Origin of the sequence: Bradyrhizobium tropiciagri (genome assembly GCF_018130505.1) — a bacterium.
Classification (GTDB): Bacteria; Pseudomonadota; Alphaproteobacteria; order Rhizobiales; family Xanthobacteraceae; genus Bradyrhizobium; species Bradyrhizobium tropiciagri_B.
Genome location: NZ_JAFCKH010000002.1, coordinates 252,821 through 268,014 on the forward strand (window position 1 = coordinate 252,821; position 15,194 = coordinate 268,014).

General features: G+C 65.7%; 16 protein-coding genes. 15 read left to right on the plus strand and 1 reads right to left on the minus strand.

What is annotated here, in order from left to right:
- Positions 1-28: 28 nt before the first annotated feature.
- Positions 29-490, minus strand: a complete 462-nt coding sequence (locus tag JQ633_RS05460; RefSeq protein WP_211983230.1) for a hypothetical protein — start codon at positions 488-490, stop codon at positions 29-31.
- A 303-nt stretch (positions 491-793) separates the two neighbouring features.
- On the opposite strand from JQ633_RS05460, the gene JQ633_RS05465 reads away from it, so the two are divergent.
- From JQ633_RS05465 to JQ633_RS05535, 15 genes are all read left to right on the plus strand, one after another.
- A complete protein-coding gene (locus JQ633_RS05465) occupies positions 794-1,174 on the plus strand; it encodes a hypothetical protein (RefSeq protein ID WP_211983232.1) in 381 nt (126 codons plus the stop codon).
- A gap of 502 nt (positions 1,175-1,676) precedes the next feature.
- A complete protein-coding gene (locus JQ633_RS05470) occupies positions 1,677-2,336 on the plus strand; it encodes an energy transducer TonB (protein ID WP_211983234.1) in 660 nt (219 codons plus the stop codon).
- A 47-nt stretch (positions 2,337-2,383) separates the two neighbouring features.
- Positions 2,384-3,061 (plus strand): energy transducer TonB family protein, encoded by a 678-nt coding sequence (locus JQ633_RS05475; protein WP_249158845.1) that lies wholly within the window; start codon positions 2,384-2,386, stop codon positions 3,059-3,061.
- A gap of 130 nt (positions 3,062-3,191) precedes the next feature.
- Positions 3,192-3,815 carry an RNA polymerase sigma factor gene (locus JQ633_RS05480; RefSeq protein ID WP_349631523.1) on the plus strand — a complete coding sequence of 208 codons (624 nt, stop codon included), beginning with the start codon at positions 3,192-3,194 and terminating at the stop codon, positions 3,813-3,815.
- 204 nt (positions 3,816-4,019) lie between these two features.
- On the plus strand, positions 4,020-4,289 hold the full coding sequence (locus tag JQ633_RS05485; protein ID WP_211983238.1) for a hypothetical protein: 270 nt from the start codon (positions 4,020-4,022) through the stop codon (positions 4,287-4,289).
- Positions 4,286-5,269 carry a FecR family protein gene (locus JQ633_RS05490; protein ID WP_211983240.1) on the plus strand — a complete coding sequence of 328 codons (984 nt, stop codon included), beginning with the start codon at positions 4,286-4,288 and terminating at the stop codon, positions 5,267-5,269. Before JQ633_RS05485 ends, JQ633_RS05490 begins: the two co-directional genes overlap by 4 nt.
- Before the next feature lie 264 nt (positions 5,270-5,533).
- A complete protein-coding gene (locus JQ633_RS05495) occupies positions 5,534-7,210 on the plus strand; it encodes a ShlB/FhaC/HecB family hemolysin secretion/activation protein (RefSeq protein WP_211983242.1) in 1,677 nt (558 codons plus the stop codon).
- On the plus strand, positions 7,210-9,255 hold the full coding sequence (locus tag JQ633_RS05500; protein ID WP_211983244.1) for a DUF2341 domain-containing protein: 2,046 nt from the start codon (positions 7,210-7,212) through the stop codon (positions 9,253-9,255). Before JQ633_RS05495 ends, JQ633_RS05500 begins: the two co-directional genes overlap by 1 nt.
- Before the next feature lie 5 nt (positions 9,256-9,260).
- Positions 9,261-9,665 (plus strand): ExbD/TolR family protein, encoded by a 405-nt coding sequence (locus tag JQ633_RS05505; RefSeq protein WP_211983246.1) that lies wholly within the window; start codon positions 9,261-9,263, stop codon positions 9,663-9,665.
- A gap of 23 nt (positions 9,666-9,688) precedes the next feature.
- Positions 9,689-10,225: a hypothetical protein gene (locus JQ633_RS35150; protein ID WP_249158847.1), complete on the plus strand. Its 537-nt coding sequence runs from the start codon at positions 9,689-9,691 to the stop codon at positions 10,223-10,225.
- Positions 10,222-11,049 (plus strand): energy transducer TonB, encoded by an 828-nt coding sequence (locus JQ633_RS05515; RefSeq protein ID WP_249158849.1) that lies wholly within the window; start codon positions 10,222-10,224, stop codon positions 11,047-11,049. Before JQ633_RS35150 ends, JQ633_RS05515 begins: the two co-directional genes overlap by 4 nt.
- A 47-nt stretch (positions 11,050-11,096) precedes the next feature.
- Positions 11,097-13,007: a putative porin gene (locus tag JQ633_RS05520; protein WP_211983247.1), complete on the plus strand. Its 1,911-nt coding sequence runs from the start codon at positions 11,097-11,099 to the stop codon at positions 13,005-13,007.
- 2 nt (positions 13,008-13,009) lie between these two features.
- Positions 13,010-13,603: a hypothetical protein gene (locus JQ633_RS05525; RefSeq protein ID WP_211983254.1), complete on the plus strand. Its 594-nt coding sequence runs from the start codon at positions 13,010-13,012 to the stop codon at positions 13,601-13,603.
- Positions 13,600-14,655: a peptidylprolyl isomerase gene (locus tag JQ633_RS05530; protein ID WP_249158851.1), complete on the plus strand. Its 1,056-nt coding sequence runs from the start codon at positions 13,600-13,602 to the stop codon at positions 14,653-14,655. Before JQ633_RS05525 ends, JQ633_RS05530 begins: the two co-directional genes overlap by 4 nt.
- A gap of 13 nt (positions 14,656-14,668) precedes the next feature.
- Positions 14,669-15,181: a YbjN domain-containing protein gene (locus JQ633_RS05535; RefSeq protein WP_211983256.1), complete on the plus strand. Its 513-nt coding sequence runs from the start codon at positions 14,669-14,671 to the stop codon at positions 15,179-15,181.
- Positions 15,182-15,194: the final 13 nt, after the last annotated feature.

A 15,194-nucleotide genomic window follows, 5' to 3' on the forward strand; every position in this document is an offset into this window, starting at 1 on the left:
CTTCAGGCGCGAGAGCGCATCGGGTTTCTCAGCCGCCGACCAGCGGCACCAGCCGCAGGAAGGTCACGGCGCTGTGCTGTTCGACGGTCAGGACTTCGTCGAGATCGACGACCTGCCGGCCGTCGAAGATCATGAAGAAGCCGTTGCGCGCGAACGCCGCGAGCGCGATCTCGATCAACGGCTCGCTCTCGATCAGGGGTGCGCGCGGCTTGATGCCGGGGCCGTAGGCGCGCGGGCCGTTCAGGGCGCGTTCGACCGCGCCAGGAGTCACCAGCCATTGGTTGCCAGCGTCGCGGTTGGCGTCCTGCGCGGCGATGGCGCCGCCGAAGCGCGCGCGCTCGATGGCGTTATGGATCGCGACGTCAGCCTCGATGCGGCAACGGATCAGGTCGCGCGCCGTCATTCGTGCGCTCGGCAGTTCGAGCCGGTGACGCAACTCGGGTTCGGCGCCCGGTCGCTGCTCGTCGTAGATCTCCAGCACCGCACTCATGCATCGCTCTCCGTGCACAACCAGTCCGGGAGAATGATCCCGCGAGATTACGATTCTGAGAATGCGGTCTGTTGTGTTTACGGTACCATAGTAAGCCGGTTGCAAGCCTTGGCGAGCGCTCTCACGCACCGGCGCCGAACCGAAGGGCGCAGTCGCGGCCCAGGCCTTCGCAGGGATCGCCGGGTCGAACGATGCCGCGCGGCAGCTACTTTCATTGCACCGGGAGAACCTGTTAACCGTGGCGCGCGACCAATATCGCGAAGCAAATGCGGATCGGCCCGCTCCGATCCGGGAGATGAAGTCATGTCGGACAGAGCCTTGATTGCCAGCATCGTCTGCAGCGTCGTGATCCTCGGTGCGCTCGGCGCGCCGGTCCACGCGCAGACGCCTTCGAACTGCAGCAAGCAGCCGCAGACAGGCACCAAGCGCGTCCCGATCCTCTCGCCGCCGCTTGCCGGCGTGGTGACCGGAACGCGGCGGGTGCAGTTCTATTCGTCGCCGAACCTGCACTGTCCGGTCCGCGGCGTTTTCGTGGTGCCAAGGGACGAACTCGTCGCCTATGCGCAAACCCGCGATGGCTGGTCGTCCGTGATGTACCTCAACCCCAGCACCGGCAAGGACGTCTCGGGCTGGGTCAGGTCGGCGCGGCTGAAGCTCACCGGCACGGTCGGCCCGAAGCAATAAGCGGCCGCGCGATGCTTGCGCGGCGCGGGGTTGCCGGCCTGCGATCGTCGGGCGCGGAAATTTTTCCGGTGAATCGCTTCGCGTTAGCCCGTCTCGAACGGTCTTATAGTGTGACATCCAGTTCAGCCGGCTTCGCCCGCGTGCGGCAGGCGAGGCATCATGCGTCCGGATGCACTAGATTTGCTTGCCGGGACGGCACCACGTCAGTTCCGGTCGGAGCGCCGTGGCCGCTTGCCATGAACGGGCCCGAACCGTCGGTCCGTGTCGCCGGCCTATTGGCCCGCGGTTAGACAGCCGTCACATTCCGGATATAAACAAAGCTGATACCGGGGGCCGGAAGGCCGATCCACGCACACATGCTGGCCGAGTTCATCCGCGGTCACGTTTGGGCCGAAGCAAGGCTATGACAGCAGTTGGGTTACATGACGCTGGCACAGCGAGCGGGTTCGATCGTGCCGCCGCGCGGCCGCGATGCCTGCTCGGGATCGGCGCGGTGCTGTTGATGGCCAGCATTTGCGCCGCCGCCGCGCAGCAGCGCGAGGTCGCCGCCGCTTCTCCGCCGGTCGAATTCCACATTCCCGCACAGCCGCTCGCCAGCGCGCTGCAAGCCTATGGTCAGCAGGCCGGCATTCAGGTGCTCTATGAGAGCGGCTCCGCCAGCGGCCGCAAATCCATGCCGGTCGACGGCAAGCTGTTGCCGGAGGATGCGCTGCATGCGCTGCTGGCCGGGACCGATCTTCGGGTCCAGTACATCCGGCGAGATGCCATCACGCTCGCCTTGCGCACTTCGCAGCCCGACCACCCGCCGGCGAGTCCGCTTGCCTCTGCGGATTTGTCGCTCGGAACGCTGCAGGTGCGGGCGACCAGCGACGGCGACGATGGCAGCGCACTGCATGATTACAGCGAAAGCCTCCAGACCGACATCCAGAAGGCGCTGCAGAAGCATGCCGGGACCCGCGGCGGCAGCTATCGGCTGATACTCGATCTGTGGATCGATTCATCGCGCACCATCCTGCGGACCCAGCTGCTGCGCTCGACCGGCGATCAGGACCGCGATGCGGCCGTGGCCACCGCGCTGCGCGGGTTGACCGTCAGCCGGGCGACGCCGGCGAATGCCCCCCAGCCGGTGCGGATCGCGATCCGCGTGACGTCACTGCAATGAACCCCGGCGACACACGCGCACGCAATCACGTTCCCGGCGCCGGGCCGATGACCGCGCTGTTCTATCCAGACGACCCGAGTGCCTGGACCTCGCGCGAGGTGCTGCGGCTGCTGCTGGTGCCGACCATCGCGACGCTGTTGTTCGTCGGCGGCATCTACTGGATCCGGTTGCAACCGCCGGCCGGTCCGGCGAGCCGCGAGCAGAACTCGATCGTGCAGGTGCGGCTGCTGCCGAGCCCGTCTCCGGCACCGATCCCGGTTGCGCCCGTGACGCAGCCGCCGGCCGCGGCGCTCGCCAGCCGGACCGACGTGACGCCGGAGAATTCCGATCAGGCGCCGGACAACACGGCAGCGACGCCGACGCGCGAGCCGATGCCGACCGAGCCGACGGTGCCGAGCCTGCGTCCGACGCCGTCGCCCGCCGATGCGCCGCCCAACAGCATCGCCGCGAAGTTTCAACAGGCGTTGCTCCGCCACGTCGCCCGCTACCAGCGTTACCCGAACGCGGCGCGGCTCGGACGGCTGCACGGCGCCGTCGAGACGTTCTTTTCAATGCGGCGGGACGGCACTCTGCTGGACGTCTGGGTCAAGACCAGCTCCGGACAATTGGTGCTCGACCGGGCCGCGGTGGATGCGATCCGGCGCGCGCAGCCTTTGCCGTTGATCCCATCCGAGCTGCCCGACCGGCTCAACATTCAGATCACGCTGGTATTCGAGCCCACCTGATCCGGGTGCTGTGATGCCCGCTATCAACTTTTGGATGATGCCCGGCGACGTGATCCGCACTCGCATGTGATCGTATTGCAGCATACGAACGGTTGTTTCGCCGCCATCTTACTACCGTCATAAATGTGTTGTGCGGGGCCGCTACGACGACGCCACGTTCAAGAAGAATTCAATTCTGGATATCGGGCTGGTGTCTGGGGGGCCGCGAAACGTGGCTGGTGTCAATCGAGTGCGGCTGCGGGGCCAACTCGTCGAGAACTATGACGGTCTTGTCAAGAAACTGACACGCCGCCTGGGATCGTCCGACTTTGCCTATGAAGCCCTGCACGAAACTTTTCTGCGGCTGGAGAGGGTGACCGACGCGGTGCCTATCCGCAGCCCGGCGGACTATATTTTCCGGATCGCCATCAATATCGCCAAGGATCGTCAGAAGGCGCAGAACCAGCGGGTCAGCGCCGCCGAGGTCGACGCGCTGCTCGATGTCTGCGATGACGGCCCTAGCCCGGCAAGGATCGTGGAGGCGCGCTCGGATATCGACGCGTTCAAGCGCGCGCTGGCCGATCTGCCGGCGCGGCCGCGCGATGTGCTGCACAGCATCGCGGTCGAGGGACGATCGCCGCATGACGTTGCAACGCGGCTGGGCGTCAGCGTGCGCACCGTCGAAAGCGATTTGAAGCTCGCCTTGAGCCATTGCGCGGATTGTCTTGATTATACATTGATCCGGCGCCTCGGAGGCCCGCGGCCGCGTTCGTGATCGCGCGCGGCCGGTCGAATGCCGCCGGGCGAACAAAGCGACGTGGTGAGCGCTCGCTCACGCGTGCCGGGACTTTAAATTTGCTGCAGAGAGATTTGCGCGCGGCCCGGGACTTGGTATCAAGAATAATAATCTAAAGGAATTTCAACTTCCGTTCTGCGGGTTAGCCCGCTTTCAGTCGTCTATCGAATAGAGAACCATCTCATGGAACCGTCGGGGGCCTGGGAAGGGTTCACTGAAATGTTGAGCCGTTTGAAAACAGGCCCGGATGAAAATCACCGGTTGAGCAGTCTTCTACGCGAGACCTCGCGCAGGCTGCGATTGCTGGATGTTTCTGTTCGGGATTTGCGCAGCCATGCATTGCGGTCCCCGAACACCGCAGGAATCATCTATATGACAGCCTCCGACATGCGTTCGCTCGACACGACCGGAGGCCGGGCATTGACGAGCATGGTGATGAGCAATCCATCGTGACCGAGCCGTTTCGAACATCCGACACCGATCCGTTGCTGGACGAGGCGCTCGATTGGGTTGCCCGGCTGAAGGCCGGCGCGCCGACGCGGGCCGATGTCGATGCCTTGCAGACCTGGCGCGCGCAGAGCCCGGCGCATGAGGATGCCTTCAGGAAGGCCGCACGGCTGCTCCGCACCGCCACCATCGCGGCGCAGGAACTGGCCGGCGAGCATGGCGCGGTGGCCGCGGGCGCGATCGTGCAGCGGCGGCCGCCGCATTTGCTCACGCGCCGCCTGCTGCTCGGCGGCGCCATCGCCGCCGCTGCCGGCTACTTGATGATCAATCCGCCGCTCGACATGTGGCCCTCGCTCGAGGAGTTCTCGGCCGATTACCGGACCGGAAAAGGCGAGCATCGCAAGGTCATGGTGACTGCGGATGTGTCGGTCGAGTTGAACACCCAGACCAGCCTTTCGCTGCGGCCGGTGCCGAACGAAACCCGGATCGAACTGATCTCCGGCGAAGCGTCGGTTGCGGCCAGGCGGTTGTCGTCGATGCCGCTGGTGATGCTGGCTCGTGACGGCCGCATCAGTGCAGTGCAGGCCAATTTCAACGCGCGTTGTCTCGACGGGGTGGTCTCGGTGACCTGTCTCGACGGCATCGTCAGTGTCGAGCAGGACGGCCGCACCGTGCAGCTGCGCAAGGCCGAGCAGGTCAGCTATTCGCGTGCGGGATTGCAGCCGTCGCGTCCGGTCGACGCATCGCAGGTCACGGCATGGCAGACCGGACTTCTGATCTTCCGCGACCGGCCGCTGGCGAACGCGGTCGACGAAGTGAACCGTTACCGTTCCGGCAAGATCATCATCACCAGCACGGAACTCAAGCGCCGTCTGGTCAACGGCACCTTCCAGCTCGACAAGCTCGACAGTTTCGTCGCCCAGGTCGAGCAATTGTTCGGCGCGCGCATCACGTCGCTGCCTGGCGGCGTCGTGCTGATGAGCTGAGCCGGCCGAACGGCAAAAGCTTGATTCCCTAACAAAACGAAAATTTCTTTCGCTAAGCGGCAAAATCTTTTGCAGGTTAGCGCGCGCCCAGCCGTCTTCTGAGTAAGGCGTCGTCATCCCGGCTATTCTGCCGCGATGGCGCGCGCCTGCTTGAGGCGAGCGAAGTTGGTGCGTAGTCGAACAGATCATCGGAGCGTTGGGCATCGCAGGCGGTGCCGGGTTGGATTGCGTGCCTCGGCCGCGGCGATCACCGTGGCTGGAACCATGGCCGCGATCGTTCCGGCATATGCGGCGAAGGATTCGGCAGATGCCGCGCCGGCCGCGGCCGCCAAGCCCACTCAGGGTAAGCCACCGGCAACCGCCAATGCACCGGCCCAGGCCAATGCACCGGCGCAAAAGCCCGCCGCACCGCTGCAGCATTTCGATATCGACGACTTCGCGGTGCAGGGCGCCGACACGCTGCCGCAGATCGAGATCGAGGAAGCGATCTATCCGTTCCTCGGGCCGAACAAGACCGCCGAGGACGTCGAGAAGGCGCGGGCTGCGCTCGAGAAGGCGTACCACGACAAGGGCTTTCAGACCGTCAGCGTCGCCATCCCGCAGCAGAACGTGCAGGGCGGCGTGGTCTCGCTGAAGGTGACGGAGCTGAAGGTCGGGCGGCTGCGGGTCAAGAACTCGCGCTATTTCGATCTCGACAAGGTCAAGAACGGCGCGCCCTCGCTGAAGGAGGGGAGCGTTCCCAATTTCGGCGACGTCACCAAGGACATCGTGTCGCTCAATCAATGGCCGGATCGCCGCGTCACCCCGGCGTTGCGCGCCGGCGTGACGCCCGGCACCGTCGACGTCGATCTCACCGTCGAGGACAAGGCGCCGCTGCACGCCAGCCTCGAGGTCAACAACCGGCAATCGCCGTCCACCACGGCGAGCCGCATCGCCGCCACGGTGCACTACGACAATCTGTGGCAGCTCGGCCATTCGCTCAGTTTCACCTATCAGGTCGCGCCGGAGCGTCCGAGCGATGCCGAAGTGTTCTCCGGCTCGTATTTGGCGCGGACCAACCTCGACTGGCTCAACATGCTGTTCTACGGCGTCAAGTCGAACAGCAATGTCGCGACCGTCGGCGGCACCAACGTGATCGGCCCCGGCGAGATCATCGGCGAGCGCGCCGTGATCACGCTGCCGACCCGCGAAGGCCTGTTCCACACGCTGTCGTTCGGCATCGACTACAAGCATTTCGACCAGACGGTGAAGCTCGGAACCGACGGCTTCTCGTCGCCGGTGACTTATTATCCCGTCGTCGCGACCTACGGGGCTTCGTTCCAGGGCGAGAAGTTCACCACCCAGCTCAATGCCGGCATCACCTACAATATCCGCACCCTGAGCAGCCCGACCGACGAGTTCGACGCCAAGCGCTACAAGGCATCGCCGAGCTTCACCCATTTCAATCTCGACGTCTCGCATACCCAGGAATTGCCGGAAGGCTTCCAGGTCTACGGCAAAGTCCAGACGCAGCTGGCCGACGGGCCGCTGGTGTCGAGCGAGCAGTTCAGCCTCGGCGGTCTCGATACCGTGCGCGGCTATCTCGAATCCGAAGTGCTCGGCGACAACGGCGTGGCCGCCAATTTCGAGTTCCGCACGCCCAATGTTGGCAATTTGCTGCAGGCCGAACTCAAGGACGAAACCGGCCAGGGCAAGCCGCGCTTCATCACCTTCAACGACTGGCGCTTCTTCACCTTCGTCGACGGCGGTTACGCGGCGATCCAAGACCCGCTGATCGATCAGCAGTCGACGTTCCGGGAATGGAGCTACGGCCTCGGCACACGCTTCAAGACCCTCGAATATCTCAACGGCATGGTCGCGCTCTCGGTGCCGATGATCAGTCAAGCCTACACGCAGGCACGCAATCCGCGCGTGAATTTCCGGATCTGGGGTGAATTCTGATGGGGACGAGTCTTGATTTCACGCGGCGCATGCGCCGGATGGCGCTGCGGCGGGACATCGCGAACGTCGCGACCGGGCTGCTGATCGCGCTCGGCGTGCTGCTGACGTCGATTTCGCCGGCCAAGGCCTGGTGGAACGATGAATGGCAGCTGCGCAAGAAGATCACGATCGATGTCAGCGCATCCGGCGCCAACGTCACCGATCCGATCGGCGCCACGCCGGTGCTGGTGCGGCTGCATGTCGGCAATTTCCGCTTCAACTCGGCCAAGGACGACGGCGGCGACCTGCGCTTCGTGGCCGGCGACGACAAGACGCCGCTGAAGCATCACATCGAGAAATTCGATTCGCTGCTGGGCGAGGCGCTGGTCTGGGTCGCCGTGCCGAACATCGCGCCGGGCACCAAGAACGACATCTGGCTCTATTACGGCAACAAGAAAGCGATCGCGACCAGCGATCCCAAAGGCACCTACGAGCCGGAAACCCAGCTCGTCTATCATTTCAACGAGCGCGGCACGCCGGCACTCGATTCCTCGGTCTGGGCCAACAATGCCCAAAGCGTCGGCCAGCCCGCCGACGGCGCGCTGATCGGCACTGGCCTGCGGCTGGATGGCCGCACGCCCCTGACACTGCCCGCCTCGTCGTCGCTGGCCTGGGCCGAGGGATCGGCGCTGACCTGGTCGGCCTGGATCAAGCCGGCGGCGCTGCAGCCGAACGCCGCGCTGTTCAGCCGGCGTGATGGCGCAGGCGCACTCGTGATCGGTCTCGACAACGGCATTCCGTTCGTCGAGGTCACCAATGCCGGCACCACGCAGCGCAGCGGCGCTGGCGCACCGATCGCGGCCGGCACCTGGCACCACGTCGCCGTCATCGCCGCGAACGGCCAGCTCACGCTCTATCTCGACGGCGCGTCCTACGCCTCGCTCGGCGCGACCGTGCCGGCACTCAACTCCGTTGGCCTGATCGGAGGAGACACGTCGACCTCCAGCGCTGCTCCGATCGCGCCTGCGCCGGCCCCGTCCGCAGCGACATCATCAGCGCCCCCTGATGCATCGACTGCGGACGGTGGCGCCGCGCCCGCCGCCACGCCGGATGCGGCTGCGACACCCGCACCGGCGCCTGCCGCCGCGATGGCGGGCTTCGCTGGCGACATCGACGAATTGCAGATCAGCAAGATCGCGCGCCCCGCCGGTTTCATCAAGGTGATGGCGATCGGGCAGGGCCCCGACCAGGCCAAGCTGATGGCGTTCAGCGTCGACGAGGAAACCGCGAGCTGGCTGTCCGGCTACTTCGCGGTGATCCTCAAATCGGTGACGCTCGACGGCTGGGTCGTGATCGGCATCCTCCTGATCATGGCGGCGATCAGCTGGGTCGTGATGATCGACAAGGCGGCGTATCTCAACAGGCAGTCGAGGGCGAACACCCAGTTCATGAAGGGCTTTCGCGAGATCGCCGCCGATCTGACCATGCTCGATCGCGGCGATGCCGACGAAGTCTCGACCTTGGGCGGCCGCCTCACCGAGGCCGACGCCAAGATGATGCGCGCGTCCTCGCTGTATCGCATCTATCACATCGGCGCCGCCGAAATCCGCCATCGCTTCGTGAACAACAACGGGCAGCAGCGTGCGCCGGTGCTGTCGGCGGCGTCGATCGCGGCGATCCGCGCCTCGCTCGATAGCGGCGTCGTCAAGGAGATGCAGCGCCTCAACCGCATGATGGTGGTGCTGACGATTGCGATCTCCGGCGGACCGTTCCTCGGCCTGCTCGGCACCGTGGTCGGCGTCATGATCACCTTCGCGGCGATCGCCGCGAGCGGCGACGTCAACGTCAATGCGATCGCGCCCGGCATCGCCGCGGCGCTGGTGGCGACCGTCGCAGGCCTCGGCGTCGCGATCCCGGCGCTGTTCGGCTACAACTATCTGATATCGCGCATCAAGGACCTGACCAGCGACATCCAGGTGTTCGTCGACGAGTTCGTGACCAAGATGGCGGAGTTCTATTCCGCCGACCGGCCGGACCCGGTCGAACACCGCATCGCCGCGGAGTAACGGCGATGCAGGTCCAGAGCGACGCCAAGCCGTATGACGACATCAACATCACCCCGATGTTGGACCTCGCCTATGTGCTGCTGGTGATCTTCATCATCATGACCACGGCGACGGTGCAGGGGCAGAAGGTCAACCTGCCCAAGGCCTCGGCGGCGCCGAGCCTTGCGACCCAGACCACCAAGGCGATCACGGTGGCGAATGACGGCAAGATCTTTCTCGACACCGTTCCGGTCACCCTGGCCGAGCTCGAGCAGCGCCTGATCCAGCAGAAGGCACTGACGCCGGAATTTCCGGTGGTGCTGCGCGGCGATGCGCAGGCGCAGTACCAGAGCGTGATGGATGTGTTCGATCTGCTCAGTCGCATCGGCCTGACCCAGGTCGGGCTTGCGACCAAGCCGCTGGTGAAGTGAGCGGGGGCCAGGGAAGTGCTGCCATGATCACGCTGACACCGCCATTCGTACTTCGACAGCACAGGACGCTGCGGTCCTGGCTGAGCAGTGTGCTGCGGTCGCTTGATCATGGCAGCGATAACGCGGGCGGCGCAGCCGAAGCGCCGCCGCTGTCGCCGGCGCTGCTCCCGCCGGCCACGGCTCCGGAGTTCGGCGCGCTCCCGCCTCGTACGGACGGCAGCGAGACGCCGCGCGGCGAGGTGGTGGCGTTTCCGCTGCATGGCGAGGCCGTGCTGGTCAGGCTGGCGGACGTGCTGCGCCAGCGCGTCGCGGACCGGCAGCCCGCCCACGATCCGCTGTGGCTGACGATCTCGCGCGGTCCGTGGACCCGGCTGTCGATCGATCGCTCGGCCTATGTGGACTATGTCAGCGAGGCCGCGGTCTATCGCGCCGCGATCGAAGCCGCGCCCGACACCAAGGTGATCCTGAAGACCACCAATTTCGACACGCTCGTCAGCTTCATCATGCAGTACATCGATGACCGGCTGCTCGACGGCGCGTCCGCGGAGGCCTCGCGATGAACGTGCCGGTCCGCAATCCGAACAGGCAGGCTGAGGACGCCACCCGATCCGGCGACGATCGCGACGTTGCCGCAGCGCCCGGGGCTGCGGCCGCCGCACCGCCGCCGCGGCCCCGGGCCGGCAAGACCGTTGCCGACAGCAGGGACCGTCGTTCGCTGCTGCGCTACGTCGCCGTGGTGGTGCCGGCCGCACTCTTCATCTCGGGCCTGATCTATTACTTCGCCCGGCCGGACGAGATGCCGCCGCCGCGTCAGGTCCGCGATCTCACCATCGTCAACGTGACGCTGCCGCCGCCACCTCCGCCGCCCCCGCAGCAGCCGCCGCCCGAGCAGAAGATGGTCGAGCAGCCCAAGATGGCGGACCCCGAGTTCAAGGAAGAGAAGCCGGTCGACAAGCCGAAGGACGAGCCGGTCAAGGACGCCAAGAACGATGAGCCGCCCGGCCCGCTGTCGCTCGATGCCAAGCCGACCGGACCCGGCGATCTGTTCAATCTCGGCGGCAAGCCGGGCGGCAATCCGTATGGCGGCGGTGGCGGCGGCGGCAGCCGCTGGGGCTGGTACGCCACCATCGTGACCTCGCAGATCGAGGCGGCGATCCGCGCCAATCCGAAGACGCGGAACATGACGACGCAGATCCAGGTGCGGTTATGGGCCGACAGCTCCGGCCGTATCAACCGGGTCGTGCTGACGCCGTCGACCGGCAGCGCCGAGATCGATGCGGCGCTCCGCAACGAGGTGATCGGCAGCCTGACGCTGCGCGAGCCGCCGCCGAAGGACATGCCGATGCCGGTGGTCACGCGCGTCACTGCGCGGCGGCCGACCTGACCAACGCAATTTTCTAACTTGATGTGCGAGTGAGAACTGGGGGACTGATGTTTAAGAACAGAGCTGACGCGGAATGGCGCGCGTTGCCGCTTGCGGTGTCGTTGAGCGCGCTGATCTGCGCAACGCCCGCCTTGGTAACTCCCGCCCTGGGTCAAACCGCGGACGAAGCTCCCGCGACCCCGGCCAAGCGCACCGATACCAAGCGGCCGGCGGTGTCGAGCACGAAGCCGACATCGCCGAACGCCACCATCAATCTCGTCAATCTGCTGGTGAAGCAGGGCGTGCTCAAGGAAGAGCAGGCGCAGGCGCTGATCAAGCAGGCCGAAGACGAGGCCTATGTGTCGCGCCAGGCGGCAAAGGACGCATCGAGCAAGGCTGACGAAGCGGCCAAAACCGCCACCGCGGCCGCCGCGGCGGCGCAGCCGGCTGGAACCAAGCACGTCACCTATGTCCCCGAAATCGTCAAACGGCAGTTGCGTGAGGACATCAAGAAAGAGGTGATGGCCAAGGCACAGCAGGAGAACTGGGCGTCACCCGGCACCTATCCCGAATGGGCGCAGCGCATCCGCTTCTACGGCGACGCGCGCGTGCGCTATCAGGGCAACTATTTCCCGACCGGCAACGACCAGGCCGGTGCGGCCAATTACAACGCGATCAACACCGGCCCGCCGTACGACGTGTCGAGCACGAGCTTCGGGCCGACCTATGACGCGACGCAGGACCGCAACCAGTTCCGTTTCCGCGGCCGGCTCGGCATGGAAGCGGATTTGCTCTACGGGTTCACGGCGGGCTTGCGTATTGCGACCGGCGAGAACAGCTCGCCGGTTTCGACCAACCAGACGCTCGGCGGCGGTGGTGGCAATTTCTCGAAATACGGCGTGTGGCTCGATCGCGGCTACATCAACTGGCAGACCTGGGGCGGCGATCTCAGCGTTTCCGCGGGCCGCTTCGACAATCCGTTCTGGTCGCCGACCGATCTCGTCTGGTACCGTGAGCTCGGCTTCGACGGCTTCGCCGTTCAGGCCAGGCATGAGGTCTTCGAAGGCTTCACGCCGTTCGCGGTCGCCGGCGCTTTCCCGATCTACAACACCGATTTCAACGCCGGCAACAATCTGCCGTCCGACCCGACCAATCCCGATGGATCGCCGCCGAGCAAGTTCCCGAGCCACGACAAGTGGATGTTCGGCGGCCAGCTCGGCTTCAACGCGCGCGTCAGCCCGGAATACGCGTTCCGCTTCGGCGTGGCCTTTTACGACTTCGACAATGTCCAGGGGCAGCTCTCGAGCCTTTGCCAGGTCCGATCGGCATCCGATGTCTGCGATACCGACCTGACCCGGCCGTCCTTCGCGCAGAAGGGCAACACTTATTTCCCGCTGCGCAACATCCTGCTCGATCCACCAGGAACGGGTAACAATACCGGCGGCACCAATGTCGGCCTGTATCAGTATTTCGGCCTTGTCAGCCAATACCGCCCGGTGGTGGCCAGCGGCCAGCTCGACATCGGAGTCTTCCATCCCGCGCACATCGTGCTCGACGGCGAATACGTCTACAACACCGCGTTCAGCCGTTCCTACATGAATGCCCAGGCGGCCATCTACGGCAGCCTGATGAACAACCGCGGTCCGAGCCCGGATGGCGGCACGACGCCCGGTCCGTTCAACGGCGGCAACCAGGGCTGGCTCGGCCGCGTCACCGTCGGCAACAAGGAGATCAGGCATCTCTGGGATTGGAACGTCCACGCCGGCTACAAATATCTGGAGTCGGACGCGACCCTCGATGCCTTCGCCGATGCCGATTTCGGTCTCGGCGGCACCAACCTCAAGGGCTATTTCCTCGGCGGCAATGTCGGCCTCGGCGAGAACGTCTGGGCGACGTTGCGCTGGATGAGCGCCAACAGCATCGCCGGCAATCCCTACGCCGTCGACGTCCTGCAAGTCGATCTCAACGCAAAGTTCTGACCATGCGCATCGCTCTCCTCATCCTGATGGCGGTGATCGGAGCATTGAGCTCCGGCACCGCGTCCGCCCAATCCGAAACCGACCGGCTGCGCGACGCCCTGCGCAGCGCGACGGCGCAGACCCGCGCGCTGGAAGACCAGCGCACCGCGCTGCAGGCCAAGGTCGCCGACGCCGAGCGCAAGACGGCGGAGGCCAAGAAAGAGGTCGAGAACGTCAAGGCGCAGCTGAAGAAGACCGAGAAGGAACATCGCGACGCGGTGGACGAGTTCAACCAGCGGCTCGCCGAGCGCGATGACACGCTGGAGAAGTGGAAGACGGCCTATGAGGAGGCCGCCACCGTCGCCCGCAGCAAGGACGCGGAGCGCGCCAAGTTCGAAGGCGAGGCCACGGCCTACAAGGCCTCGACCAAGAGCTGCGTCGCCAAGAACACCCAGCTGGTCAAGGCAGGCAAGGACTTGGTGCAGCGCTACCGGGACGTGACTATCGGCGAGATCGTCGTCGCGCGCGAGCCGGCCCTCGGGCTGCGGCGGGTGGAGATCCAGAACCAGCTGCAGGAAACCCAGGACAAGTTTCTCGATCAGAAGGTGAACCCATGAGCGCCCCTCACATCGCGAAGTCGCTGCGCTCGATCGGGATCGCCGCCGCGGTGACGGTTCTCGCCGCGCCGGTCGATGTGTCGGCCCAGCCGATGACGCCGCAGCAGCAGCCGCGGGCGGCGCAGGCTCCCGCGAGGCCGAAGCCGCAACCGCAGGCCGCCGCGCAGGCTGCCGCCACACCAGCGCCCACCGCCGCTGCGCCCGCTGCCGCCGCGGCGAAGACGGTCGCCGCCGACGACATCATCGCGCGCGTCGGCGATACCAACGTCTCGGCCGATGATCTCCGCAGCTACGTCGCCGCGCTCGCGCCACGCGAGCAGGCGGCGCTGGCCAAGGATCCGGCCGTGCTCAGCCAGGCCGTCCGCCTGCTGCTCGCCAACCGTCTGGTGCTCCAGGAGGCGCAGGCCAAGAAGTGGGACCAGCAGCCCAATGTCGCCGCGCAGCTCAATCGCATGCGCGAAGGCGCGCTGGTCGAGCTCTATCTGCAATCGGTGTCGACGCCGCCGGCCGGCTTCCCGAGCGAGGACGAACTGCAGAAGGTCTATGAGGCCAATCGCGCCGCCTTCCTGATGCCGCGCCAGTTCCAGCTGGCGCAGATCTACATCGCCGCGCCGAAGGAGGGCGACAAGGCCGCCGAGGACAAGGCCAGGCAAGAGCTCGACGACGTGCAGCGCAAGCTGAAGGCGCCGGGAGCGGATTTTTCGGCGATCGCGCGCGGCGACAACAACGGCGCGAAGGACTCCGGCGACCTCGGATGGGTTGCGGAAACCCAGATCCGTCCGGAGATCCGCAGCCAGGTGATGGGGCTGGCCAAGAACACCGTGTCCGAGCCGATCAAGCTCGACGACGGCTGGCACATCATCAAGCTGATCGACACCAAGGCGTCCTACACCCGCACCTTGCCGGAGGTGCGCGACCAGCTGGTGCAGCAGATCCGCGCCGAACGTTCGACGATCATGCGGCGCGCCTACCTCGCCGAGCTGCTCAAGCAGCATCCGCCCGTCCTCAATGAACTCGCGCTGTCGAGCCTGCTCGACGGATCCAGGAAATAGCACGGAGACCACGATGTCCGAGACCATCACCAGCCTTACCCTCGAGGCATTGCGCGACAGCTTCCAGAACGTCGGCTATCGCGTCGAGACGCTGACCGATCCGGTCGCCGGCACGAATTATCTGCGTTCGGCGACGGCGGGGCTCGGCTTCGAGATCCGGCCAGGCAATCAGCTCGCCGGCGAGGACCAGGGCTTCCTGGATATCATGCTGGTCGCCGCGCTTCAGGTGCAGGGCGAACTGCCGCTCGACCTGGTCAATCGCTGGAATGCGACGCGGCGGTTCGGGCGGCTCCAGCTCAGCCCTCCGTTCCTGGCGTTCTGCCTCGATGTCTCCGTCGCCGGCGGCGTGGCGCCGAACTATCTGCGCGCGCAGATCGAGATCTGGGACCGTCTGGTCCAGGAGCTGATCGGCTATCTGCGCGAGGAACTGCCGAAGGTCGCTGCCACCAACAATGCGGCCGCGGCCGGCGCGCAGCCGGCGCTCGAGCGCACAGTCGAGCAGGGATCTGGCGCCACGATCCAGTAGTTGTGCCGGCATT